This is a genomic window from Pseudomonas sp. GNP014 (genome assembly GCF_054344005.1).
Window position 1 is genome coordinate 5208758 of sequence record NZ_JBTGUS010000001.1, and the last position, 23778, is coordinate 5232535.

Here is a 23778-nt window from a genome sequence, read left to right on the forward strand (position 1 = left end):
TCTCGGATCCCCCCTTCACCACACGAAGTCAGCGTGCCGGCGTAATGCTCTGCACCTGCGTCGCACCATTGACCCGCACCTGCAACGCCGAATCACCGGCCAATCCACCCGGTGCCGGCCAGCGCATCACCGCCCCCGGCAGCACGTAACCCAGCAGCCCTTCGGCCAACGGTTTGCTTTGCCCGCCCTGTTTGATTGCCACATCGGTCAACCGCGCGTGCACCGCGCCCTGATTACGCACTTCCACGTAAGGCTTGCCGTCCACCGCCACCGTGCGCCAGCTCAATTGCGGCAAGCCAATGCCTTTGGGATCGCGCGCGCGGGTGCTGTCTTCCTTGCTCCACAGCCCCGCGCCATAGGCGAACAGCGGTACTGAATAGCGCATCTGGAAGCGGATCGCCGCGGCAGTCTTGCCACCATCAGCGACGGGGGGTTGAGCAGAAGGGATTTCGTCGATGATGATTCGGTAAGCCAGTTCCTGCCCCGGCGGCACGTCTTTGGTCCGTGTCAGGCGCACCAGCTGTTTCTGCCCCGGTTCGATTTTCGCCACCGGCGGGCTGCCGATCACGTCGCGCTGGTTCTGGTATTGCTCCTGGAAGCCGTTCTGGCTCCAGCCAAACACGCGGATCTGCAGGTTGGCGGTTTCGTTGCCGCGGTTCTCCAGCCACAGTGCGCTGGCCTGTTGATCGGCTTCCAGCACCGGATCAATGGGCCAGATCAACACCGAACTGGCGGCCTGTACATGACTCATTCCCATCATGAGCAACGCCGCTACCGCGCCCTGCCCGAGCGACCGCCGTGACGTGTAACACCCCATAAACCTGCTCCTTGTCGGCCATCCAGACTTCGCCTCACCACGACAGTTGCACCTGCAACACGTCGCTGTACGTCCCCCCAGGCTGATTGCCCGGCAATTGCACCTGGCCGTAAATCGGCAGGCTGATGTTGTTCGCGTCGCTGTACGCCACCGCCACACTCTGACCAATGCCCAGACTCTGGCTGTACGCCGCATCGCGAAACAGCGCATACGCCACCCGTGCACTGCCACTGTTGAGCTGCATGTGCCGGCCGCTGTTGTTGTACTGGCCGCCGTCGACACTCATGTTCAGCGTCACCCCCGGTGTGCACTGCAATTGCACGCCCCCGGTCAGGGCCACCTGCACTATGTCGGTGGCCAGGGCCGAGCGCGAACCGAAATTCAGCCCGCCATAGTTCGACACCCCGCCCACCACCAGGCAGCCCGCCGTCACCGTCGCGCTGACCTGAAAGCTCTGACTGGTGGCCGCCGTCAACGGCAGCGGCGCACTGCCCGCGCACAACAGGAGCAAGGCGACAGCGCCAGAGCGGCCCATGGCATCAGAACGTCAGTTCAACAGCGACGGTGTCGGTGTACGTCCCGGCCGGCAAACCGGCCTTGCCCACCGCCTGACCGTAAATGTTCACGGTCTGCGCCACACCGGTACTGGCGGCGAGGTTGATCGTCCCGTCAATTGCCAGCAGCTGCGAGTGCCCGGCATCGGTATACAGATCGTAAGGCACGTAGTTGGCCACCCCGTCGTACAAGGCTCGCGTACCGCCCGGTGACATGCCGTCATGGGAGCCGGCCCGCACCTTCACTGTCGGCGTGGTGCCGCTGGAGCACAGAATCGACAGCGCCCCGCCGCCACCGCCGAGCACTTGCCCGGTGGCGGTGGTGAACAGGCTGTTGGCGGTGCCGAAGTTCAACGCACCGAAATTCAACCCGCTGGAGCCGCCGGCGCCATTGACCTGGCAACTGCTGATCAGGATCAGGCTGGAGGTGATCTGGCCGGTGACCGTCGTGGCTGCATTGGCACTGGATGCCAGTGTCAGGCCCAGCAGCGACAAACCGAGTGTTGAAGCAATCCTGCGCATGGTGTCCGTCCTCTTCGGGTTACCAGTCGAGCGTCACCGTCAGCGTGTCGGTATAGACACCTGCCGGCACCGCGCGGGTATTCGCCACCACCGTGCCAAAGACCGGAATCGGTATCTGCGCACCGCTGGTGACAGCGAAATTGTGTTGTTGGCCGATGCTGTAGCTGCGGGCGCCGGAGGGATCGACGAACAGCTCATAGGGAAGGGTCTGGCGGCCATTGCTCAGGCGCCGGGTGTTACCGTCACCGTGGGTGCCACCGTCGATGGTGACAGTGAAACCGGTGACCGAAGGATTGCAGGCCACATTGAGTTTGCCGCTGCTGTCGCCATCCAGACTGGCCTTGATCGGTGTATTCCAGGTTGGCCCCTGAGGACCGAAATCGAGGGTGCCGAGATGGCTGACCGGGCTGGCGGGACTGGATGCATGGGTCACCTCGCAGCCGGCGATCAGGATCAGCCGCGCATGAATCTGCCCACTCACGGCTGCCTGTGCGTTGTCAGCGAGCAGCGCCAGCGTCCCTGCCGCCAGAACCATCCAGTGTTTACCTGCCATTGCGCCCGCCCTACTCCTTCAGGTTGACTTGACCACCGCGCTCATCATCGAACGCCCTTCCCTGCGTAATCCATTCCAGCGGGTTGCCGACTGCAACCGTGTGCTCACCAAGTGACCGTCACCTTGAGCAGATCCGAGTAGCGGCTGACCCGCGGCACTTCGGCCAGCCGCTCGATCCGCGCATACAGCGGCAACTCCACCGTGCCGCTGTCGGGCACCCGGCCACTGACCGGTACATCCACCACCAGCGGCACCCGCCGCGCGGCATCCTGAAACAGGCGGTAAGGAATCGGCTTGCCGCCCGCAGCACCGACCATGTAGCGCACCTCACCGATACCGCCATGTAAACCGCCGTCGACGCGCATCTGATAAGGCGTGTCCGGGTTGCACTCCAGGCGTGGCAAACGCTGATTGGTCAGCGCCGCCGCCAAAGGCCCGGCAGGATCGTCGAGGCGTGCGCTGCTGCCAAAGTCGAGCACGCCCAGTTGTTGCATGCCCGCCTCGCGTTGCTGGCCGATCAACTGGCAACCGCGCTGCACATCGACACGCACTTCGACCTGCAGATCTGCCGCCTCGACCGGCGCGACGAGCGCCCCCAGCAGACAGATGACCCCACGTACATTCACGGCGCTTTTCCTTGTCAGCGATCACTCGCACGGTCGTTACTGTGCTTCAGACTAGCAACGGTCGACGATTCCGCCAGTCGATTGGATCCACGCTTTTCCCGGGATATGTTTCGAAACGTTGGCAAACACGCCAGTAATGTCGCTGCAAATTACTGTACAACCCCGCCAGACTTGTTCAGTGACCGCCCTCTCTCGACGAGCCGCGGTGGATGGCCGGACCGACCTCTGGTTACACTACGACGCCCCACTCCGGGGATCCGGCCCGATAAATACGGAGTGATCCTGAAGTGCCCGCCCGACCGTCCAAACGATCGCGTCTGACCCAACGCTGGCCAGCGTTACGCCGCTGGTTCGGCAAAGGCTTGCCGGCGCACGCAGGGCAAGACGCCAGCGCCCAGTCGATCCGTGATTATTTCCGGCTCAAGGCCCAGAGCCAGGGTTACACCCTCAGCCACAGTCAGCAGCGCGTGATCGACTGCATGGCGCAGCAAGCCAGTCTGTTGTGCGCGACCCCGGCACACACGCCGCCGAGCCTGTACCTGCATGGCGCCGTTGGACGCGGCAAGAGCTGGTTACTCGACGGGTTCTTCCAGGCGCTGCCGATCAGCCGCAAACGCCGCCTGCATTTCCATGAGTTCTTCGCGCAACTGCATCAGGGCATGTTCCGGCATCGCGAGCACGACGACGCCCTCGCCATGACCCTGGATGAATTGCTGGAGGATTGTCAGGTCCTGTGTTTCGACGAGTTTCATGTGCATGACATCGGCGATGCGATGCTCATTACCCGGCTGTTCAAGGCCCTGTTCCAGCGCGGGACCCTGCTGTTGGTCACCTCTAACTATGCACCGGAGGGCCTGCTGCCCAATCCGCTGTACCACGCTCGCTTCAAGCCGGTGATCGAGCTGATCAACGCGCGCATGCAGGTCATGGAAGTCGGTGGTCCGCATGATTACCGCAGTCATGCGCGCAACCATGCGCATCAGCTGTTTACTCAGGGCCATTACGTATGGCCAGCCACCGCAGCCCAGCGCCGTGACCTCAACCTGCCGCAACAGGATGCGCCGCCGTTGGCACTGCCGGTCGGCACCCGACATTTTCAGGCCCGTTTGTGCGAGGGCAGCCGCGTGGGTTTTACCTTCAACGATCTGTGTGAACAACCCACGGCGGTGATGGATTATCTGGAGTTGTGCCGGCGTTTCGACCACTGGGTCATCGACGACCTGCCGCTCCTGGACGAATGCTCGATCGCCGCCCAACAACGCTTCATCAACCTGATCGACGTGCTCTACGACCAGGACAAACACTTGACCCTGCTTGGCCGCCTGCCGCTGCGCGAAAGCCTCGCCGGCCACGCCATCGACCTGGCCCGCACCCGCAGCCGTCTGGGCCAGTTACAGGAAATTCCACCGGCGTCGGCGCTGCCGTTATGATGGCGGCCATTCTTGCGACTCTGATGCGAATATTTCTATGCACACCCTTGCTCAATTGCGTGCCGGCGAGTTGTCGGGCATCACCCGTCTGGACCTGTCTTGCGGACTGACCGAGTTCCCGGCGGAGATCTTCGACCTGGCCGATACCCTGGAAATCCTCAACCTCAGCGGCAACGCCTTGAGCCGCCTGCCGGATGACCTGCATCGCCTGAAGCGTTTGCGCGTGCTGTTTTGCTCGGACAATCAATTCACCGAACTGCCGGCCTGCCTCGGCCAATGCGCGGCGCTGACGATGATCGGCTTCAAGGCCAATGCAATCGTCGATGTGCCCGCTGCCGCCCTGCCGCCCCTGTTGCGCTGGCTGATCCTCACCGACAACCACATCGAAACCCTGCCTGACGCGCTCGGCGAACGTCCTCACCTGCAAAAGCTCATGCTGGCCGGCAATCGCCTGCAGGCACTGCCCGCAGCGCTGAGTGGTTGCCATCGCCTGGAGCTGATTCGCATCGCCGCCAATCGGTTGACCGAACTGCCGCAGTGGCTATTGACGCTGCCGAGCCTGACCTGGCTGGCCTACGCCGGTAACCCGCTGGAAACCGAGGCAGACGCCAGCGCCCTGGATGCCACGCCGTCGATCGACTGGTCGGCGCTGCGCCTGGAACAACAACTGGGCGAAGGCGCTTCCGGGGTGATTTCCCGGGCGCTCTGGCAGCGCGACGACGGTGCAGCGCAACCGGTGGCGGTGAAACTGTACAAAGGCGAGATGACCAGCGACGGCTCGCCGCTGCACGAAATGAATGCCTGCATCACTGCCGGACTGCACCCCAATCTGATTCGGGTGGAAGGTCGCATCAGCGCCCACCCCGACGACCAGCAAGGGCTGGTAATGCAACTGATCGACCCGAGCTACCGCAACCTCGCGAGTCTGCCGAGCCTGGCGTCGTGCTCACGGGATGTTTACGCCGAGGATTGCCGGTTCAGCGCCGACGTGGCGTTGCGCATTGCCCAAGGCGTGGCGTCGGCGGCGGAACACCTGCACCGGCAAGGCATCACTCACGGTGATCTGTACGGGCACAATATTTTGTTGAACGAGCACGGTGACTGCCTGCTCGGGGATTTCGGTGCAGCGTCGTTTCATGCCACCACCGACACCCTGGAAACCCGCGCACTGCAACGCCTCGAAGTGCGAGCGTTCGGCGTCTTGCTGGGGGAACTGCTGGCGCGCATCGACTCGGGCCTGAGTGATGAACGGCGCGGCGTGCTGGAAGATCTGGAGCGGCGCTGCTGTCAGGCAGATGTGCTGGCGCGGCCGGGCTTCAGTGAAGTCATCGAGGTATTGGCGAAGCAGTGACCGCTGCGCGGTCAATCGCGAGCCCGCTCGCTCCCACCTTGGAATGCATTGCAACGGTGGGAGCGAGCCGGCTCACGATGAGGCACTTACTGATACAACCAATCAGCCAGCCAAGCCGACGAACATGTCCTGCACGTCATCGTGGTTGTCGAGGCCTTCCAGGAACGCTTCGACTTCAGCCATCTGCTCGTCGCTCAGGCCGCTGACCGGGTTCTTCGGCTGGTAACCCAGCTTGGCCGACAACACGGTGAAACCCTGCTCCGGCAGGGCTTTCTGCACGGCGTCGAGGTCGGTCGGGTCGGTCAGGAACAGGGTCGCGCCGTCTTCGCCGGCTTCGAAATCCTGGGCTCCGGCTTCGATCGCGGCCATTTCCGGGTCGGCGTCCGGGGTGTCCGGCGACGCTTCGATCATCCCGACGTGGTTGAAGTCCCAGGCCACGGAGCCGGAGGCGCCCAGTTGACCCTTGCGGAACGCGACGCGAATCTCGGCGACGGTGCGGTTGATGTTATCGGTGACGCATTCGACGATCAGCGGCACCTGGTGCGGGGCAAACCCTTCGTAGGTCACGCGATGGTACTGCACGGTCTCGCCCAACAGGCCCGCGCCTTTCTTGATGGCGCGGTCCAGGGTTTCCTTCGGCATCGAGGCTTTCTTGGCCTGTTCAACCACCAGACGCAGGTGTGCGTTGGTGGCGGTATCGGCACCGTTGCGGGCAGCGATGGTGATTTCCTTCACCAGTTTGCCGAAGATCTTGCCCTTGGCGTTGGCTGCCGCTTCTTTGTGTTTAACCTTCCACTGTGCGCCCATTACTCACTCTCTTGATCTGTGGCGCCGAGACATCTATTGGCCGACGCGTGGCGCCAAGTTTATACGGCCTAAAGTCGTCAATCGACCAAAAAAATCGTCCTGCGAAATCGAGATCTTCACCACACCTTGTAGGGCGATTCTGAAAAGCAGCTTTAACCTGCCCCATCAGCGCTGTGGTTTCGTACCCTCTGAGCTTCGTTTTGCCTGACAGAGCCCGTGCGAATGCTCAATGACAAGGAAAGTCCCTTCACCCTGACCCTGACCACCAGCGGGTTGATCCTGCCGGTATTGCGCTTCGACGGCGAAGAGGCCCTCAACCAGCCTTATCGTTTCGACGTCGAACTGATCGGCCTCGCCCCCGCGATACCGCCGGGAGCGCTGTTGCAGCAACAGGCCTTTCTGCGCCTTGACTCAGGACACGGGATTCACGGCGTGATCCACAGCGCCAGCTGCGAACATCGCGGCACGCACCGGGTCGGCTACCGACTGGAGCTGGTGCCGCACCTGCACGGGCTGGCAGCGCCGGGCAAACGCCGGGTCTTCGTGCAACTGAGCGTGCCGCAGATTCTCCAGCGGTTACTCGAAAGCGCGCTGCCGAGCGGCAATTACCGGATTGAAACGACCGTGGGCCATTACCCGGTGCGGCCGTTTTGCATTCAGTACGAGGAAAGCGATCTGGCGTTGCTGCAGCGCCTGTGCGAAGAAGAAGGCATCCACTACCATTTCGAACACCGGCCGGATGGCCATGTCGTGGTGTTTGCCGACGACAGCCTGAGCCTGCCGCAGTCGCCCACGTTGCTGCCGTTCGAGGCCGATGAGCCGACTCCGTCACCCCGGATCAGTTCGCTGTATCAGCAGCATCATGGTGCGCCCGTTGTGCCCCTGCATGCCGTGCGCAATCGCGGCCAGCAGGCGGGCGGTGAGGCGGCGGCCAATCAGACCGCGACGAATCCGCAGCCGTTATCCACTTCACCGGCACAACGCCATGCCGAGCAACGCAGCCGTCGGCACCTCGAACGGCAACGCTGTCAGCAGCGCTCGGTTCACGGTCGCAGCGACTGCGTGAGTTTGCTCAGCGGGCATTTGCTGCAAGTGCTGGAACACCCGCTCAGCCAATTCAACGAACAATGGCTGATCACCCACCTGCAACATCATGGGCAGCACCCGTCGATACTCGAACCGGCCTCGACCGCACACCGTTATTACAACGACTTCACCGCGCAGCCCTGGTCAACCGATTTCCGTCCGCCACTCAAGCAGCGGCGCCCCGGCATTGCCGGCTATCACCTGGCGCAGGTGTCGGGAATACCGGGGCGACCGGCGCAACTCGACGAGCAAGGCCGCATGGCTGTCACGCTCTGGCCCGAGCACGGTGCCCCCTGCGACGCAAGCGCCACGCTGTGGCTGCCCATCGCCATGACCCGCGCCAGTAGCCGCATCAGCGCCGACGATTTGCCCTGCGCCGGCAGCGAGGTATGGGTGAGTTTCCTCGACGGCGATCCCGACCGGCCGATCCTGTGCCTCGCCGATTCACGTCAGCCCCCGCCCCGGGACATCACGCACAACGACGACTTGCTGCTCGACTGGCTAATGAATGCACCCTGACCTCTTCCAGCAGGAGGGGTGGTCAGCCTTTATCGGCCTTGCCCGCCGCCGCGGCAAACCTGGCCAGGCGCACATCCAGATGCCGTGGCCGGCGACCGTGATCCTCGGCGCGTTCCTTGCGGCGGATGGCGTTGCGCACCATCAAGGAGCCGAGGTAACGAATCGGCTCCGGCGGGAAATAGCCCAACGGCCCGTTGACCAGCGGTGAGCGTGTCCACGGGTTATCCAGCCCCTGCACCAGCGAGGCGAGAATCTGCCCGCCCATATGGCACGGGCCGACGCCGCTGCCGGAATAGCCAAAACCGTAGAAGACGTTACCGCTGTGGCTCATCTGGCCGAAAAACGGCAGACCGGTAACCGAGCGATCCGACGGGCCGTTCCAGGTTGCGTCCACTTTTACATCGGCAAACGCCGGAAAGAAATCGTCGAGGCTGCGCTTGAGCAGGCCGGCATACGGCGACGGCTGATCGAACACCGGCAGCATCCGCCCGCCATAGGCAAAGGTGTTGCCACCCTTGCCGAGCATGATCCGGCCGTCCGGGGTGTTGTGGTAGTAGTGCACGAAGATCCGCGAATCAAGCACGGTAACACCGCTGGTCAAACCGATGTCCTGCAACAGGTCCGGGCGCGGCTCGGTGATCAGCATGTCGCTGGAGACAATTGCTACGCTGCGCTCGAACTGTGGGAAGGCACGAGCCATCCACGCGTTCATCGCCAGCACCACACGATCGGCGATGACGCAGCCGTCCGGCGTCTGGATACGCGCCGCACGCCCCTCCTCCAGCCCGGTCATCGCAGTGTGTTCGTGGATTTTCACCCCCAGTTGCAACGCCACCCGGCGCAAGCCGCGCACCAGTTTGCCCGGTTGCACACTGGCCGCCGCCGGCGAGAACCAGCCTTCCAGATGCTTGCTGGAACCGGCCATGCGCTGCACGTCGGCCACCGGGCGCTGGGTGAACGAGTTGATGCCGTTGCGTTCCAGCGCCGCGATCACCGCATCGGTCGAGCCGACCTGCGCGGCGTTGGTGGCGGTGTACAGCGTGCCGTCGAGGCGGTAATCGGCATCGACGCCGTACTGTTCACAGAACTCGCCAATGGCGTGGATGCTGCGTTCCGATTCCTTGACCAGGCGAACCGCTTCTTCAATACCGAACAAACGTTCAAGGGTGAAGTACTTGGCCGACCACGACAGCGCGCACCCGCCATTGCGGCCACTGGCCCCGGCGCCGCAGATGTCGGCCTCGATCAACAACACAGCGAGTTCGGGGTTCTGTTGCTTGAGCATGATTGCCGTCCACAACCCGGTGTAACCACCGCCGACGATGCACACGTCGGTGCGCACTTCGCCTTGCAGCGCCGGGCAAGCGTCGGAGGTGTCGGCCTGCAGGGCCTGCGCCAGCCAAAACGGTCTCATGGGATATCTCCAGTCAGATGGCCACGACACAGCCTGCCGCGAACACCGCAGCAGGCCGCGAGGCAAAGGGGGTTCAGGAACGCAGGGGTTTGATCTTCAGCGGGCAATTGGGAATGGACGCACGCGGCTCCATCACGCCGACCGGGCGGCTGTTCCAGTGCGGGATCAGCACCAGCGCCGAGAACAGCGCGCACCCGGCAAACACGATGAACACCGTCACCGAGTCGAAATAACCCGGCAGCAAGCCGCCAAGGACCGCACCGACCGAACCGCAACCGTTGACGAATCCGGCGGCAGTGGCGCCGGCCTTGGCCTTGCCGAAGTCGATGGCGGCCGCGCCGCTGATCATCGAGTCGGGGCCGTACAGGGTCAGGCCCATGACAAACAGCAGCGCCACCACCAGCAACACACTGCCGGTGTGCAAGGCGCCCATGAACAGCGCCAGGGTCACGGTCAGCGCCAGCAGGCTCAACACGCAGGCCGGCATGCGCCGGGCGCCGAACAGTTTGTCCGAAGCCAGGCCGATCATGATCGGCCCAAGCAACCCGGCCAGCTCGAACGACGTCGGAATGATTGCCGCGCCGACCTTGCCGACACTGGGCATCTGTTCAAACACGATCACCGGGCCCCACAGCAGAATCGCGTAACGCGCCGGTTTCAACATGAAGTACGCCAGGCCCAGCACCAGCACCGTGCGGTTGCGCAGGATTTCCTTCAACGGCTCCCAGACGCTGAGCTTGCTGTTGGCTTCGGTTTCCTCGGCGGACAGGACCGGCTCCGGCTCCACGGCCGGCAGGCCGACATCTTCCGGTTTGTTACGCTGGAAAATAAAGAACAATACCGCCACCACGGCGACCACCACCGCGCTGGAAATAAACGCAGCGTGCCAGGTGCCGATCAGTGTATACGCCCACCAGCCGGCGAACGGCGACGCCACCAGACCGCCAAACGCGTAGCAGGAACTCCACAAGCCGAGCACCCGCCCCCGCTGTTGCGCCGGGAAAAAGCTGCCGAGGTTTTTGCACAGTCCCGACCAGCCGGTGGATTGCGCCAGGCCCTGAATCAACATGCAGGTGGCAAAGATCGGCAGCGTGGCGAAACTGCCCATCACCAACGCCGCAGCGGCGGAAATCAGCAAGCCGCCCAGCACCACGACCCGTGGGCCAAAGCGGTCGGCGAGCATGCCCCAGGTGAATTGGCCGATGGCGTAAGCCGCCAGATAGATCGCATCGAGGTTGGCCATGGCCATCTTGTCGAGCATGAAGGTCGGGTCTTCGGCGATGCCCAGCTTGGCCACCGAAAACGCTTTGCGGGTGAAGTAGAAAGCGGCGTACGCGAGCCAGGTGATAGCGAAAATCTGCATGCGCCAACGCGCAAGGGTGCCGATGTGCTTGTTCATTGTGGTTCTGACCTCAGGGTGTGAGTGTGCCGGCAGAATCGTTAAGTAAACGCCTGTGTTTTTTATTGTTGAGCACTTCGCCAACGCCCCATCCCTAAGGCGATAGCGGTCAGATGAGTCCTGCGGTTGCACGCACAGGCTCATCGCCAGCGTGCTGCCCGAACGGGCAGTCAGCGATGGCGTGAGCGGATCAAAGCAATTACTGTTTAATAAATAAAGTCGATTTATCGTATTTCACACATAAGCTCAGCTTATTACTGGAGGTTGCATGTCGGTGTCCCACGCCCAGCTCAAAGCCTTCCACGCCGTGGCCGTCCATGGAAGCTTCACCAAAGCCGCCGAGCGCCTTTTCCTCACGCAACCGGCTATTTCCGACCAGGTGCGCAAACTCGAAGAACGCTTCGGCGTGCTGCTGTTTCATCGCAATAAACGTTCCGTGCGCCTGACGGATCTTGGCGAACGCCTGCTGGCAATCACCCAGCGCCTGTTCGTGATTGAGGCTGAAGCACAGGAGTTGTTGCAGGAATCCCAGGCCTTGCAGACCGGCAGCCTGATTCTGGCAGTGGATGCGCCGGTGCACGTGTTGCCGCAGATTGCGCGGTTTTGCGAGCGCTACCCGGGCATCAGCGTGAAGATCGAGACCGGCAACACCGATGAATCACTGTTTCGCCTGTTCAACTACCAGGCCGACCTGGCCTTGCTCGGGCGTGATGTCAGCGATGAACGCCTGCTGTGTGTACCGCTGCGCAACGACCCGATGGTGGCGTTCGTCTCTCGCCATCACCCGTGGGCCGAACGTGAGTCGATCTGCCTGGCGGACCTGGATGACACACCGCTGGTGCTGCGCGAACACGGCTCGGTAACGCGCCAGACCCTGGAAGAAGAAATGGCCCGGGCGGGGTTCCGCATTCGCCCGGCGATTCAGGTTGAAGGCCGGGAAGCAGCGCGCGAGGCGGTGGTGGTGGGGATTGGTGTCGGGGTGGTGTCGGCGGCGGAGTTTGGTGCGGACTCACGGGTGTGCGCGTTGCCGATTACCGATTGCACCCGGCGCTTGACCGAGACGCTGGTGTGTTTGCGTGAGCAGAGTTCGCGGCGGGTGGTGGCGACGTTCCTGGATATGGTTCGCAAGAGTCTGGTGTGAACAGGTCTGGCCCCATCGCTGGCAAGCCAGCTCCCACAGAATGGGTAGTGGCCCCGATTTGATGTACGACGCCATCCCTGTGGGAGCTGGCTTGCCAGCGATGAGCGCACCGCGGTGTATCAGGCCGATGCCAGACCAAAGAACGCCCGAATCAAGCGCAACTCCTGCCGCCGCTCCATACAGCCGATCATGTGTCGATTGACCAGCCCTTCCCCGACAATCGGAATCGCCACCACCCGCGGATCATGGCTGACCTCCACCGACGACACCACGCCAACCCCCAGCTCGGCCGCCACCGCCTCGGTCACCGCCTCGCGGCTATCGAGTTCCAGCAGCACCCGTGGATTGACCGCCGCCTGCGCGCACGCCTGGTCGAAGGTGCGGCGAGTGATCGAACCCGGTTCGCGCAGCACCATGATCACCTGATCGAGCGCCTTGAGCTTCAATTCCCCGGAGCGCGCCGCCCAAGGGTGCCCCGCCGGCACCAGCGCGCAGATCCTCGACTCGCTCAGCGCCTGCAGATGCAGGCCCTTGCGCGGCTCGACCTCGGTCAGCACCGCTACGTCCGCATGCTCCGATATCAGCGCCGCGAGGGTTTCCTGAGCATTGCCCAGACGCAAGTTCACCGTGATCCCCGGATAACGCGCACGCAGGCTGGCGAGCATCGGCATGACCATGTGCGGGCCATCCGCCGCCACCTCCAGGCGCCCGGTCAGCAACTGCCGATTCGCCTCGAGCAAGGTCTGCGCCTCTTCGGCCAGACCGAACATTGCCCGGGTGATCGCCGCGAGTTTGGTGCCCTCCTCCGTCAGTTCCACCCGTCGCGCCGTGCGCCGCAACAGGGTGATCTGGTAGTGCTCCTCCAGCGCCTTGATGTGCCCGGTGACGGCTGGCTGGCTGATGAACAACCGCGCAGCGGCGCGGGTGAAGCTGCCTTCGCGGGCCACGGCGTCGAAGGCACGCAACTGGAACAGGTTCATGAATAACTCTCACTGATGGCTGGCATAACAACAAACAATTTGATTGATAGACCGGCGAATTGCAACGTATGCCCCGTAGCTTCATCCCACAGCGCAATCCGAGGACACACGAATGAGTATTGCCGAACCCATCCTGCTCACTCCCGGTCCGTTGACCACATCGGCCCGCACCCGTCAGGCGATGATGGTCGACTGGGGGTCATGGGATGACCGCTTCAATCAACTGACCGCCAGCCTTTGCGAACAATTGCTGGCAATTCTTAACGGCGCGGCGACTCACCACTGCGTACCGTTGCAGGGCAGCGGCACCTTCGCCGTCGAAGCGGCGATCGGCACCCTGGTGCCCCGAGACGGCAAAGTCCTGGTGCTGATCAACGGTGCCTACGGCAAGCGTCTGGCGAAGATCTGCGAAGTGCTCGGCCGCTCCTTCAGCACCTTCGAAACCGCCGAAGACGAACCGACCACCGCCGCCGATGTTGACCGGCTGCTGGGCGCCGACGGCGCCATCACCCACGTCGCGCTGATTCACTGCGAAACCAGCACCGGCATTCTCAACCCGCTGCCGGACATTGCCGACGTGGTTGCGCAACACGGCAAGCGCCTGATCATCGACGCCATGAGCTCGTTCGGCGCACTGCCGGTGGATGCGCAAAAAGTGCCGTTCGATGCGCTGATCGCCGCGTCCGGCAAATGCCTGGAAGGCGTACCGGGGATGGGTTTCGTCTTCGCCCGCAAAGAATCACTGGCTGCAGCGGCCGGCAATTCGCATTCGCTGGCAATGGACCTGTATGACCAGCACGCCTACATGCAGAAGACCGGCCAGTGGCGTTTCACCCCGCCGACCCACGTGGTCGCCGCACTGCACGAAGCCCTGCTGCAATACAACGAAGAAGGTGGCCTGTCGGCACGCCATGCGCGCTACGTCGCCAATTGCCAGGCACTGATGGAAGAAATGGCTGGATTGGGGCTGCGCAGCTTCCTGCCCGCCGCGATTCAGGCACCGATCATCGCCACCTTCCATGCGCCGAAAGACCCGCGCTACCAGTTCAAGGACTTCTACGAGCGGGTCAAGGCCAAGGGCTACATCCTCTACCCCGGCAAATTGACCCAGGTCGAAACCTTCCGCGTCGGCTGCATCGGCCACGTCAGCCCCGACGACATGCGCCAGGCCGTGGCGGCAGTCGGTGAAGTGCTGCGCGAGATGGAAGTTCTCGACATCTAAGCTCCACACAAAAATCCCCTGCCGGAGTAAGCCTGCTCGCGATGAGGCCGCGTCAGTCGATGACGTTGTTGAATGATCAACCGCTATCGCGAGCAGGCTCACTCCTACCGTTTGAATTGCATTGCCAACTCAGGAATTGATTGCCATGAATTATGTAAATCCAGACAAACTGCAAGCCGCCATCCTCGACTGGGCCGGCACCGTGGTCGATTTCGGCTCCTTCGCACCCACCCAGATCTTCGTCGAGGCCTTCGCCGAATTCGATGTACAGGTCTCCATCGAAGAGGCCCGTGGCCCGATGGGCATGGGCAAGTGGGACCACATCCGCACCCTGTGCGATCAGCCGCAGGTCGCCGAGCGCTATCGCAAGGCATTCGGCCGCACACCGACCGACGATGACGTCACCGCGATCTACAACCGCTTCATGCCACTGCAGATCGAGAAGATTGCCGAGCACTCGGCGCTGATTCCCGGCGCCCTGGAGACCATCGCCAATTTGCGTCAGCAGGGGATCAAGATCGGTTCCTGCTCGGGCTATCCGAAGCAGGTGATGGATAAAGTTGTGGAGCTGGCCGCCACCAACGGCTACATCGCCGACCACGTGGTCGCCACCGACGAAGTGCCGAACGGTCGCCCTTGGCCGGCACAGGCGTTGGCCAACGTGATTGCGCTGGGCATCGACGACGTGGCCGCGTGCGTGAAGATCGACGACACCGTGCCGGGCATTCTCGAAGGTCGTCGTGCCGGCATGTGGACCGTCGCGCTGATTTGCTCCGGCAATGCGCTGGGCCTGGATTACCAAGGGTTCCGCGCCCTGAGCAGCGACGTGCTGGCCAGTGAGCGCAAGCGTATCCACGCCCTGTTCGCAGGCTCGCGCCCGCACTACATGATCGACACCATCAGCGATCTGCCGCAAGTGATCGCCGACATCAACAAGCGTCTGGCCAACGGTGAAATGCCGCAATCGAGCTGATGCTGTCGCTCGCGACAAACAAAAAACGCCAGTGTCTGCCCGACACTGGCGTTTTTTATTGCCCCACCCCTTGATTCAGAGCCGTGAAAGACCGATCAGCGTCAGGCAAATCCGCCAAAGCGGATTACAGTTAAAGCAGGCCGTCGCACAAGAACGGCACGACTCGACCCTGATCTGTGAGGAAACACCGTATGCCGTGGACAAGTTCCGAATCACGCTACAGCACCGTGTCGGTCCTGCTGCACTGGCTGATGCTGGTGTTGTTGGTGCTGGTGTACGCCAGCATGGAATTGCGCGGTATCTTCCCCAAAGGCAGCGGCGGCCGCACGCTGATCCGCGAAGTGCATTACATGCTCGGCCTGACCGTGTTCGTGCTGGTGTGGTTTCGCCTGCTGGCGCGCAGCCTCGGCCCGGCGCCGAAAATTTTCCCCGCGTCACCACGCTGGCAAATCGCCGTGGCGCGGCTGATGCACTGGGCGCTGTACCTGTTCATGATCAGCATGCCGATTCTCGGCTGGCTGATTACCAGCGCCGAAGGGCATCAAGTGATGTTCTATGGTTTCGACCTGCCGCTGCTGGTGGGGGAAAACAAGGCGTTCGCCAAACAAGTGGAAGGCTGGCACGTGCTGATCGCCACAATCGGTTACTGGCTGATCGGGCTGCATGCACTGGCGGGGATTTATCACCACTATGTGGTGGGTGATAACACGTTGTTGCGGATGATGCCCAAACGGGTCGAACGCTGATCTCCAGGCGGGCGATTGGCTTGGCGCTGAGGGGATTTACCTGTGGCGAGGGAGCTTGCTACCGCTCGGCGGTGCAGTCGTCGTAAACCCTGAGGTCGGGATTAATCCAGCAACCCGCGTCATTCGGTTTTGGGCTGCTGCGCAGCCCGGCGGGAGCAAGCCCCCTCGCCACAGAAAGTTATTCGCCCGATGGCAGGGGGCTGAATCCTCTACGTCCCTGCAACCCACCGCTATGCACGAAGACCAGCCGAGTGCCATGTGCAAACCGGCCCGCTTCAATGCGTTGCTTGAGCGCCAGCAAGGCCTTGCCGGTATACAGCGGTTCCAGCGGTACACCGCTGACCTGTTCGGTCTGCTCGATGAATGCCAGCAACGTTGGATCGACCTTGGCAAATCCACCCCGACTGGCGTCGATCAGCTCGTACCCGCCAGGGCCCAGGCCGGCTTCGTGAAGGATCGTCTCGACCTGCGGCGCGACGCCATGATCCTCCGGCACCGCGAGAGCGCCATATACCGGGTGCTCGCCCGCCTCGGCCAACACCAGCCCGGCCAGGGTGGTTCCGGTGCCGCAGGCCAGCCACCAGCCGTGGTAATCGTCCCAGCCAAGATTGCTTAATTGTGCGCAAACCTGCGCCTTTAGTACCTTGCAGCCCAAGGCGCCCGCCAATCCTCCGCCGCCCTCCGGCACCGCCTGCAACGTCGGATATTGCGCCTGCCACGGCACCCAGAAATCCGCTGCATGCCGCGCGCGATAACCGGCAAAACCCAGCCAGTGCAGGTGCATGCCGAACGCCTGCAGGTCCTTCACCGTGGGCGTTTGCTGCGCATGGCCACGCAGCAGCCCCACGGTTTTGAACCCCAGCCGCTTGCCTGCCGCCGCCAACGCATGCAGATGATTGGAATGCGCGCCCCCAAGGCTGATGATGCCTTCGGCGCCCGCGAGATCGGCCGCCTTGAGGTGTTCGATGAGTTTGAACCACTTGTTGCCGCTGATCAGCGGGTCGATCCGGTCCAGACGCAGGATCGCGACCTCAATGCCGGCACGGGTGAGCCAGTCGAGTTGAAGGGGTTCGAGAGAGGCTTGGGGCAGCCAGTCGGAGGAAGGCAAAAACATGCAGGCGGTTCCGGAACAAGAACCGCCATCTTAACAGCCACAACACATCCCGCTGAGGGAGCGGGCTTACTCGCTCCCTCAGGGGTTATCGCTGGATTACAGTTCAGCCGCCAGGCGCGAGCCCTGGTTGATCGCACGCTTGGCATCCAGCTCCGCCGCCACATCGGCACCGCCGATCAGGTGCACGTTCTGCCCCGCTTCGACCAGGCCGTCGTGCAGCTCACGCAGCGGATCCTGACCGGCACAGATCACGATGTTGTCCACCGCCAGCACTTGCGGCTCGCCGGTTTCGCCAATGCGGATGTGCAGGCCTTCGTCGTCGATCTTCAGGTATTCGACGCTGTTGAGCATTTGTACCTGCTTGTTCTTCAGGCCCGTGCGGTGAATCCAGCCGGTGGTCTTGCCCAGACCGTCGCCGACCTTGGACTTCTTGCGTTGCAGCAGGAACACCTCGCGGGCCGGTGCATGCGGCGCGGCTTTGATACCGGCCACGCCACCCCGGGCTTCCAGATGGGTGTCGATGCCCCACTCTTTCCAGAACGCGGCGCGATCCAGACTGGTGGCCACGCCTTCATGCACGAGGAATTCGCTGACGTCGAAACCGATACCGCCGGCGCCGATCACCGCGACACGCTTGCCAACCGGCTTGCGCTCCAGAATCACGTCCAGATAGCTCAACACCTTGGCATTCTCCACGCCCGGAATCGCCGGCACACGCGGCGCGATGCCGGTGGCGAGGATGATTTCGTCGTAACCGCCTTCAACCAGCTTCGCCACATCGACGCGGGTATTCAGGCACACCTCGACGTGGGTGGTCTGCAACTTGCGCTTGAAGTAACGCAGGGTCTCAAAGAACTCTTCCTTGCCCGGTACGCGCTTGGCGATATTGAACTGGCCGCCGATCTCGCTGGCCGAATCGAACAACGTCACCTGATGCCCGCGCTCGGCGGCCACGGTCGCGGCAGACAAGCCGGCAGGACCGGCACCGACCACGGCGATCTTCTTGATTTGCTGCACCGGCAGATAATTGAGCTCGGTTTCATGACAGGCACGCGGATTGACCAGGCAACTGGTGAGCTTGCCGCCGAAGGTGTGATCGAGGCAGGCCTGATTGCAGCCGATGCAGGTGTTGATTTCGTCGGCGCGGCCTTCAGCGGCCTTGTTGACGAAGTCCGGGTCGGCGAGGAACGGCCGCGCCATCGAGACCATGTCGGCGTCGCCTTCGGCGAGAATCTGCTCGGCGATTTCCGGGGTATTGATGCGGTTGGTGGTGATCAGCGGAATGTTCACCGAACCGCGCAGCTTGGCGGTGACCTTGCTGAACGCGGCGCGCGGCACTTTGGTGGCGATGGTCGGAATCCGCGCTTCGTGCCAGCCGATGCCGGTGTTGATGATCGTCGCGCCGGCCTGCTCGATGGCCTTGGCCAGGGTCACGATTTCTTCCCAGGAGCTGCCGCCCTCGACCAGGTCGAGCATCGACAGACGGAAAATGATGATGAAGTTCGGGCGCAACCGCTTCACGCACGCGGCGGACGATTTTCCACCGGCAGGCGCATGCGGTTTTCGTAGCTGCCACCCCAGCGGTCGGTGCGGTGGTTGGTGTGGGCGGCGAGGAACTGGTTAATGAAATAACCTTCCGAGCCCATGATCTCGACACCGTCGTACTCGGCGGTCTGCGCCAGTACCGAACAGGTGACGAAATCGCTGATCTGCTTCTCGATGCCTTCCTCGTCCAGCTCTTTGGGCTTGAACGGGTTGATCGGCGCCTGGATCGCACTCGGCGCGACCTGTTTCGGGCTGTAGGCATAACGCCCTGCGTGGAGGATCTGCATGCAGATCTTGCCGCCGGCCTCGTGCACCGCGCGGGTGACGATGCGGTGCTTGAGCGCCTCTTCCTCGGTGGTCAGCTTGGCCGCGCCGGAATACACCCCGCCCTCATCGTTCGGGCCAATACCACCCGGTGACCATCAGGCCGACGCCGCCACGGGCACGCTCGGCGAAGTACGCCGCCATGCGCTCGAAACCACCCGGCTTTTCTTCAAGGCCGGTATGCATCGAGCCCATCAGGGTGCGGTTGCGCAGTGTGGTGAATCCCAGGTCCAGCGGGGCCAACAGGTGCGGGTAATGAGCGGCGGTCATCGGTAACTCCACAACGAGCGATCACGGAAAAAGTGCGGGAGCTCTGCGTCCCCCGTCAGTCATGTTCGACAGACTAAGAGTCGCATCGCTGTCACTCAATGACCGTAACTGACAACTTATTGATCCAAATGCGCAGCGCCCCTTGGCAACCGGCGTCATGGGCCCTACCCTAGTCGTCACACCCTGTACCCGGCTGTTGTTGGTTTTCATGCGCAAACTTCTGTACCTGTTTTTCTCCATGGCCATTGTTGCCGCCCTGACCACCTACGCCATGTGGGCGGCGGACCGGCCGGCGGGGCATTACCTGTCGGACCTGCGCATCAAACTGGCGGTCGATCAGGGTACGCCGGCCGACCGAGGCAACGTCGCTGGGCATCCAGCCCGAGCTGTTTCCCACCGACTACCAGAGCCCCGACCGCCTGCCCGCACCGCAAACTCGCGGCGTATTTGCAGCAAGCACAGGATCAGGGCCTGTTGAATGAAAAAACCGTGGTGGTGTTACCGGAACATGTCGGCACCTGGTTGATGATCAGCGGCGAGAAGGACGAGTTGTATCAGGCACCGACCCTCACCGAAGCGATGAACTGGCTGGCGGCGAGCAATCCGCTGCTGTTCGCCCGCGCCTGGCTCAGCGCCAAGGGCAGCGACCGGCTCAACGACGCGCACCTGCGGATGAAGTCCAAATCCATGGCCAAGGATTACCAGGCGCTGTTCGGTGGCCTGGCCAAAGAATTCAATGTAACCCTGGTGGCCGGCACTATCGTGCTGCCGGAACCGAGCATCCGCGACGGCCAGCTCAAACCCGGCAGCGGTGCCCTGTTCAACAGCAGCGTGGTGTTCGGGCGTGACGGTGTACCGCTCGGGCAACCGCAGCGGCAGATGCACCCGGTCTTCGATCAACGGGAAGTGCTGGCCGGCGAAACCGATCAAACCATCAACGCGGTCGACACCCCGGCCGGACGCCTCGGCGTGCTGATCGGCAGCGACAGCTGGTACCCGGACAACTACCGCAAACTCGACGAACAAGGCGTGCAACTGGTGGCCGTGCCGGCGCAAGTATTCGGCCATGGCGCGTGGGACCAACCGTGGCGCGGCTACAAGGGTTCGAGTACGCCGGGCTCGGTCAGCCTCAAGCCTGGTGAAGTCAGCGAGGGCCAGGCCTGGCATCGCCTGACCCTGACCGCGCAACCACCGAGCAGCCGGGCGCTTGCCGGTATGAGCGTGTTCCTGCGCGGGCAGTTCTGGAACCTGGCGGGTTCGGGTCAGAGTTTTCTCAGCAGCAACGGTCAGCAGTTCGCCGACGGCGATGCCCGTGGCGCGCGTTTATTGAATATCTGGTTGTAAGCCATGAAACCGCTGCCGATGCGTCTGGGCGATCTGTCGGTAGGCTTCGTGCACAGCCTCGCCGACGCGGTGCACAGTCACGGTGTCGATCCGCAGCCCTTATTGGAGCAATATGGACTGGATGCCGCCCGCCTGGCCGAGGCCGGGGCGCGTTTATCCATACCGCGTTACATGCGCCTGGGCCACGCGGCGATTCAGTTGACCGGCGACCCGGCACTCGGTCTGCGCATGGGCCAGCTCAGTCGCTTGAGCCAGGCCGGACTGGCCGGGGTGACTGCCGCTCAAGCCCCGACCGTGCGCGAAGCCGCCCGTTGCCTGACTCTGTTTTGAACCGCTGTACGGTTCCAACTATCGTGGCCAGTCAAGCTTCCACGAAGACGCCCATGGCGCCTGGCTGCGTTTCTATTCGATCAGCCCGTACAACGCCTACAACCGGTTCGTGGTGGATTCGATCATCGCCGGGTGGCTGCATCAGTTGTCCAGTGTCAGCCGGCAGACGTTGCCGGCGGAGCGCATCGAGATTGAATTCGACGAACCGGATTACCGCGAAGCCTACGCCGTACTGGGTGATTGCCCGATTCAGTTCGGTACCGAGCGCAACCAACTGCGCCTGAGCCTGAGCAGTCTGGCCCAGCGCAATCCCGAGCACTGCCCCAGCACCTGGAAGCATTTACTCGCTTTGTGCGAACGAGAACTGGAGCAGTTGACGCGCACCCGCAGCCTGCGCGAACGCATCACGCAATTACTGGGGCCATTGCTCAATGGTGGTCGCGAACCGGACCTGGAAGAAGTGGCGGCACGCCTGAAGCTGCCGACCTGGACGTTGCGGCGCAAACTCGCCGAGGAAGGCACGCAGTTTCGCGCAATCCTCAATGACACTCGCCGTGATCTGGCGATGACCTACATCCGCGATACCGAACTGGCCTTCGGCGAGATCGCCTACCTGCTCGGGTTCGCCTCAGCCGAAGCCTTCCAGCGCGCATTCAAACGCTGGAGCGGTCAGACCCCGGGCGAATTCCGCCGCAGTCACCGCAAAACGGCTTGAAGCCTTAAAGCTCAGTGGCGTCTTCGGCGGCCTCTGGCTGGTCCAGTTCAAAGGCCTGAAACTCGAGCAGTTCTTCTTGATAGTCGTCCATCGTGCAATCCCCCTGCCGGTCTCTTCGAATGGGCCCGGTCAAATAACCAGTGCCTCGAGCATAACGTGCCCGTATGAAGGAAAAGTGAAACCCGGCCTTCATGAATAAAACGTAGCAGGCGGTCAGGAATTTATCGCGGGATTTTTGTCGGGGGAATGTAAACGAGATTTGAGTACGCCGCAAAACTGATGGGGGAGCGAGCCTGCTCGCGAAGCGGTGAACCAGACAACATGAATGTCGACTGATACTCCGTCTTCGCGACCAGGCTCACGCCCACAAAGGGCCGTCTGCGTTTACTGCAGCGCCGGAATCGGCTCGGACGGCGGCGGGATATTGCTCGGGTTCGCCGGCGGCGTGATCGTGTCGGTGGCCGGCGCAGGCTCTGCGCTCGGTGCCGGGGTGATCGGCGCGGACTCGACCGGCGGCACGACCGGCTCGGAGCCCGTTGGCGTCGGTGACACCGAAGCGGGCGCTGGAGTCGCTGCAGGGGCTGCCGGCGTCATGCTCTGTGCTGGCTCGACAATCCCCGCCGGCGGCGGCGCGGGCGCCGCCTCTACCGCCGGTGCCGGTGTTGCCGGCGCGACTGCGGCGGGCTTCGGCTCCGGCATACCCAGATCAGTCTTGGGCTTTTCTTCGATATGTGCGGCTTTCTTCGCATCCGCCGGCAGGAACAGTTCCACCAGGGTAAAGAAACGCTCATAGAACTTTTGCGAAGTTACGGTTTCGCTGGCGACCTTGACCATCGAATCGTCCGATGAGCCGATCGGCATCGACACCGAACCCAACACGCCAACCCCGAGGCTGGCGGAATTGTTGGTTTTTTTCAGTGCGTAGCGGTCCTGCAAGGCATTCGCGAACATCGTGGCATGGTGTTTGGAACTGCCATCTTCGGTACACACCACGTTGAAGCTGATCTCCATGTGGGTTTCACCGGTTTGCTGGAAGCTTTTGTGGCCACTGATCAGTTTCGGGTCACTGCTGGTGATGATGTAACCCTGGCTGAGCAACGCGCGACGGGCCGCCTCGCAACTCGCGGTGTCAGCCACCGGATAATTGCGCGAGAACGTGCCGGAATCATCGAAGTTCTCATGCTCATACATCGGCTTGTCCTTCGAACAGCCAGCGACAGCGGTCAACAACAGCGCCAACCCAACGACACGCATGGGAGTTGAAATCAACATTAAACATCCTGAGGGAAAACAGTCCGGGGCATATTGTGCAACAGAACTTGGCCCTGCGGCGCATGGATTGTGTCTTAAAGCCGTTACAACCCTATTGACCATCGTTTGCCGGGAAAAGTCGCAACGACAAGTGATCAATGACGACGCGCAATTTGGCGCAGTCATGACGACTGGACGGCCACAATACCCAGAACTGACCGACATGCTGCAGATGCGCATCAAGCGCCCGCTTTAGCCGACCGCGCCACATCCTCGTGTGTCATGAAGTCCGGCTGGCAGATGATCCCGGCCAGCGCCGCATGACTGACGGCTTCGATGGAGTGGCCTCGCTTCGGTCTTGCGCCCTAGAGCTTGGTCGGCTTTCAGGCCGCCATCGCTGGCAAGCCAGCTCCCACAGGGGTTGAGTGCAGTCTGTTAGGGATTGGTTGTCTGGCAGGCCGCCATCACTGGCAAGCCAGCTCCCACAGAAAAACAAAGACATCACACAGCCCTTGCTTCTCACCACTCAACACGATGAGCGTTAGCTCAAGTACCGCTTTTGATCTCAGCGCCCGTCGGCAGGCTGAGTGGAGGGATTGATCCGGGGGTGGGAGCGTAGCGACCGTTTGGCGGAGCCAAACACATCGAGAGGAGGTGCAGCGCAGCAAACCGGAGGCGATGCCCCCGGATCAATCCCGGAGCGAAGGGACCCGAGCCACGGCGAGGGCCGAACGTCAGGGTAAAG

The 23778-nt window shown here is 62.5% G+C and carries 18 protein-coding genes and 4 pseudogenes; 9 read left to right on the forward strand and 13 right to left on the reverse strand.

Going from position 1 to position 23778, the window contains the following annotated elements; translation table 11 throughout:
• Positions 1 to 28: 28 nt before the first annotated feature.
• From ACXX9E_RS23365 to ACXX9E_RS23385, 5 genes are all read right to left on the reverse strand, one after another.
• On the reverse strand, positions 29 to 817 hold the full coding sequence (locus ACXX9E_RS23365) for a fimbrial biogenesis chaperone (protein ID WP_447807787.1): 789 nt from the start codon (positions 815 to 817) through the stop codon (positions 29 to 31).
• A gap of 34 nt (positions 818 to 851) precedes the next feature.
• Positions 852 to 1352, reverse strand: a complete 501-nt coding sequence (locus tag ACXX9E_RS23370) for a Csu type fimbrial protein (protein ID WP_458556281.1) — start codon at positions 1350 to 1352, stop codon at positions 852 to 854.
• A 4-nt stretch (positions 1353 to 1356) separates the two neighbouring features.
• The gene (locus tag ACXX9E_RS23375) at positions 1357 to 1893 is read right to left on the reverse strand and encodes a Csu type fimbrial protein (protein ID WP_123462345.1); all 537 of its coding nucleotides are present in this window, start codon (positions 1891 to 1893) and stop codon (positions 1357 to 1359) included.
• Between the two features lie 19 nt (positions 1894 to 1912).
• Entirely contained in the window at positions 1913 to 2446 is a 534-nt protein-coding gene (locus tag ACXX9E_RS23380; RefSeq protein WP_222832526.1) for a Csu type fimbrial protein, read from the reverse strand.
• A 104-nt stretch (positions 2447 to 2550) separates the two neighbouring features.
• On the reverse strand, positions 2551 to 3072 hold the full coding sequence (locus tag ACXX9E_RS23385) for a Csu type fimbrial protein (RefSeq protein ID WP_458556282.1): 522 nt from the start codon (positions 3070 to 3072) through the stop codon (positions 2551 to 2553).
• A gap of 287 nt (positions 3073 to 3359) precedes the next feature.
• Between ACXX9E_RS23385 and zapE the strand changes: the two genes are divergently transcribed.
• Together zapE and ACXX9E_RS23395 are read left to right on the forward strand one after the other, a co-directional pair.
• Entirely contained in the window at positions 3360 to 4502 is a 1143-nt protein-coding gene (gene zapE, locus ACXX9E_RS23390) for a cell division protein ZapE (RefSeq protein WP_458556283.1), read from the forward strand.
• Between the two features lie 37 nt (positions 4503 to 4539).
• A complete protein-coding gene (locus ACXX9E_RS23395; protein WP_340134157.1) occupies positions 4540 to 5853 on the forward strand; it encodes a protein kinase in 1314 nt (437 codons plus the stop codon).
• A 102-nt stretch (positions 5854 to 5955) separates the two neighbouring features.
• Here the strand turns inward: ACXX9E_RS23395 and ACXX9E_RS23400 are convergent, their stop codons facing one another.
• Positions 5956 to 6660: a YebC/PmpR family DNA-binding transcriptional regulator gene (locus ACXX9E_RS23400; protein ID WP_123462334.1), complete on the reverse strand. Its 705-nt coding sequence runs from the start codon at positions 6658 to 6660 to the stop codon at positions 5956 to 5958.
• A 222-nt stretch (positions 6661 to 6882) separates the two neighbouring features.
• Here ACXX9E_RS23400 and ACXX9E_RS23405 point away from each other — a divergent pair, with 222 nt between their 5' ends.
• Positions 6883 to 8265, forward strand: coding sequence for a type VI secretion system Vgr family protein (locus ACXX9E_RS23405; protein WP_458556284.1), 1383 nt, complete (start codon positions 6883 to 6885; stop codon positions 8263 to 8265).
• A gap of 22 nt (positions 8266 to 8287) precedes the next feature.
• On the opposite strand, the gene ACXX9E_RS23410 is transcribed toward ACXX9E_RS23405, so the two are convergent.
• Positions 8288 to 9679 (reverse strand): FAD-dependent oxidoreductase, encoded by a 1392-nt coding sequence (locus tag ACXX9E_RS23410; protein ID WP_458556285.1) that lies wholly within the window; start codon positions 9677 to 9679, stop codon positions 8288 to 8290.
• Positions 9680 to 9752: 73 nt separating this feature from the next.
• Positions 9753 to 11078 carry an MFS transporter gene (locus tag ACXX9E_RS23415; protein ID WP_123462327.1) on the reverse strand — a complete coding sequence of 442 codons (1326 nt, stop codon included), beginning with the start codon at positions 11076 to 11078 and terminating at the stop codon, positions 9753 to 9755.
• Positions 11079 to 11346: 268 nt separating this feature from the next.
• Between ACXX9E_RS23415 and ACXX9E_RS23420 the strand changes: the two genes are divergently transcribed.
• Positions 11347 to 12219 (forward strand): LysR family transcriptional regulator, encoded by an 873-nt coding sequence (locus ACXX9E_RS23420; protein WP_123462326.1) that lies wholly within the window; start codon positions 11347 to 11349, stop codon positions 12217 to 12219.
• Positions 12220 to 12338: 119 nt separating this feature from the next.
• Here the strand turns inward: ACXX9E_RS23420 and ACXX9E_RS23425 are convergent, their stop codons facing one another.
• Positions 12339 to 13199: a LysR substrate-binding domain-containing protein gene (locus tag ACXX9E_RS23425; protein ID WP_458556286.1), complete on the reverse strand. Its 861-nt coding sequence runs from the start codon at positions 13197 to 13199 to the stop codon at positions 12339 to 12341.
• Positions 13200 to 13311: 112 nt separating this feature from the next.
• Between ACXX9E_RS23425 and ACXX9E_RS23430 the strand changes: the two genes are divergently transcribed.
• From ACXX9E_RS23430 to ACXX9E_RS23440, 3 genes are all read left to right on the forward strand, one after another.
• On the forward strand, positions 13312 to 14421 hold the full coding sequence (locus ACXX9E_RS23430; RefSeq protein WP_458556287.1) for a 2-aminoethylphosphonate--pyruvate transaminase: 1110 nt from the start codon (positions 13312 to 13314) through the stop codon (positions 14419 to 14421).
• 145 nt (positions 14422 to 14566) lie between these two features.
• On the forward strand, positions 14567 to 15394 hold the full coding sequence (gene phnX, locus ACXX9E_RS23435) for a phosphonoacetaldehyde hydrolase (RefSeq protein WP_123462322.1): 828 nt from the start codon (positions 14567 to 14569) through the stop codon (positions 15392 to 15394).
• A gap of 191 nt (positions 15395 to 15585) precedes the next feature.
• Positions 15586 to 16140: a cytochrome b gene (locus tag ACXX9E_RS23440; RefSeq protein WP_123462320.1), complete on the forward strand. Its 555-nt coding sequence runs from the start codon at positions 15586 to 15588 to the stop codon at positions 16138 to 16140.
• 178 nt (positions 16141 to 16318) lie between these two features.
• On the opposite strand, the gene ACXX9E_RS23445 is transcribed toward ACXX9E_RS23440, so the two are convergent.
• Together ACXX9E_RS23445 and ACXX9E_RS23450 are read right to left on the reverse strand one after the other, a co-directional pair.
• Positions 16319 to 17254, reverse strand: coding sequence for a 1-aminocyclopropane-1-carboxylate deaminase/D-cysteine desulfhydrase (locus ACXX9E_RS23445; RefSeq protein ID WP_458556288.1), 936 nt, complete (start codon positions 17252 to 17254; stop codon positions 16319 to 16321).
• 96 nt (positions 17255 to 17350) lie between these two features.
• Positions 17351 to 19393 (reverse strand): annotated as a pseudogene (locus ACXX9E_RS23450) (oxidoreductase).
• A 208-nt stretch (positions 19394 to 19601) separates the two neighbouring features.
• On the opposite strand from ACXX9E_RS23450, the pseudogene ACXX9E_RS23455 reads away from it, so the two are divergent.
• Both ACXX9E_RS23455 and ACXX9E_RS23460 read left to right on the forward strand, forming a co-directional pair.
• Positions 19602 to 20737 (forward strand): annotated as a pseudogene (locus tag ACXX9E_RS23455) (carbon-nitrogen hydrolase family protein).
• A gap of 3 nt (positions 20738 to 20740) precedes the next feature.
• Positions 20741 to 21782: pseudogene (locus ACXX9E_RS23460) on the forward strand (AraC family transcriptional regulator).
• A gap of 384 nt (positions 21783 to 22166) precedes the next feature.
• Here ACXX9E_RS23460 and ACXX9E_RS23465 read toward each other — a convergent pair.
• Complete coding sequence (locus ACXX9E_RS23465) at positions 22167 to 23054, reverse strand: DUF2242 domain-containing protein (protein WP_186744443.1); 888 nt, start codon at positions 23052 to 23054, stop codon at positions 22167 to 22169.
• 91 nt (positions 23055 to 23145) lie between these two features.
• Positions 23146 to 23374, reverse strand: a pseudogene (locus ACXX9E_RS23470) (LysR family transcriptional regulator); the annotation flags it as partial.
• Positions 23375 to 23778: the final 404 nt, after the last annotated feature.

Excerpts from the sequence above, each read along its gene's own strand:
- ACXX9E_RS23425 (WP_458556286.1), bottom strand. The coding sequence starts at position 13,199 with ATGAACCTGTTCCAGTTGCGTGCCTTCGACGCCGTGGCCCGCGAAGGC.
- ACXX9E_RS23430 (WP_458556287.1), top strand. The coding sequence starts at position 13,312 with ATGAGTATTGCCGAACCCATCCTGCTCACTCCCGGTCCGTTGACCACA.
- ACXX9E_RS23395 (WP_340134157.1), top strand. The coding sequence starts at position 4,540 with ATGCACACCCTTGCTCAATTGCGTGCCGGCGAGTTGTCGGGCATCACC.
- ACXX9E_RS23440 (WP_123462320.1), top strand. The coding sequence starts at position 15,586 with ATGCCGTGGACAAGTTCCGAATCACGCTACAGCACCGTGTCGGTCCTG.
- ACXX9E_RS23400 (WP_123462334.1), bottom strand. The coding sequence starts at position 6,660 with ATGGGCGCACAGTGGAAGGTTAAACACAAAGAAGCGGCAGCCAACGCC.
- ACXX9E_RS23420 (WP_123462326.1), top strand. The coding sequence starts at position 11,347 with ATGTCGGTGTCCCACGCCCAGCTCAAAGCCTTCCACGCCGTGGCCGTC.
- ACXX9E_RS23415 (WP_123462327.1), bottom strand. The coding sequence starts at position 11,078 with ATGAACAAGCACATCGGCACCCTTGCGCGTTGGCGCATGCAGATTTTC.
- ACXX9E_RS23375 (WP_123462345.1), bottom strand. The coding sequence starts at position 1,893 with ATGCGCAGGATTGCTTCAACACTCGGTTTGTCGCTGCTGGGCCTGACA.
- ACXX9E_RS23380 (WP_222832526.1), bottom strand. The coding sequence starts at position 2,446 with ATGGCAGGTAAACACTGGATGGTTCTGGCGGCAGGGACGCTGGCGCTG.
- phnX (WP_123462322.1), top strand. The coding sequence starts at position 14,567 with ATGAATTATGTAAATCCAGACAAACTGCAAGCCGCCATCCTCGACTGG.
- ACXX9E_RS23405 (WP_458556284.1), top strand. The coding sequence starts at position 6,883 with ATGCTCAATGACAAGGAAAGTCCCTTCACCCTGACCCTGACCACCAGC.
- ACXX9E_RS23465 (WP_186744443.1), bottom strand. The coding sequence starts at position 23,054 with ATGTTGATTTCAACTCCCATGCGTGTCGTTGGGTTGGCGCTGTTGTTG.
- ACXX9E_RS23410 (WP_458556285.1), bottom strand. The coding sequence starts at position 9,679 with ATGAGACCGTTTTGGCTGGCGCAGGCCCTGCAGGCCGACACCTCCGAC.
- ACXX9E_RS23370 (WP_458556281.1), bottom strand. The coding sequence starts at position 1,352 with ATGGGCCGCTCTGGCGCTGTCGCCTTGCTCCTGTTGTGCGCGGGCAGT.
- ACXX9E_RS23365 (WP_447807787.1), bottom strand. The coding sequence starts at position 817 with ATGGGGTGTTACACGTCACGGCGGTCGCTCGGGCAGGGCGCGGTAGCG.
- ACXX9E_RS23445 (WP_458556288.1), bottom strand. The coding sequence starts at position 17,254 with ATGTTTTTGCCTTCCTCCGACTGGCTGCCCCAAGCCTCTCTCGAACCC.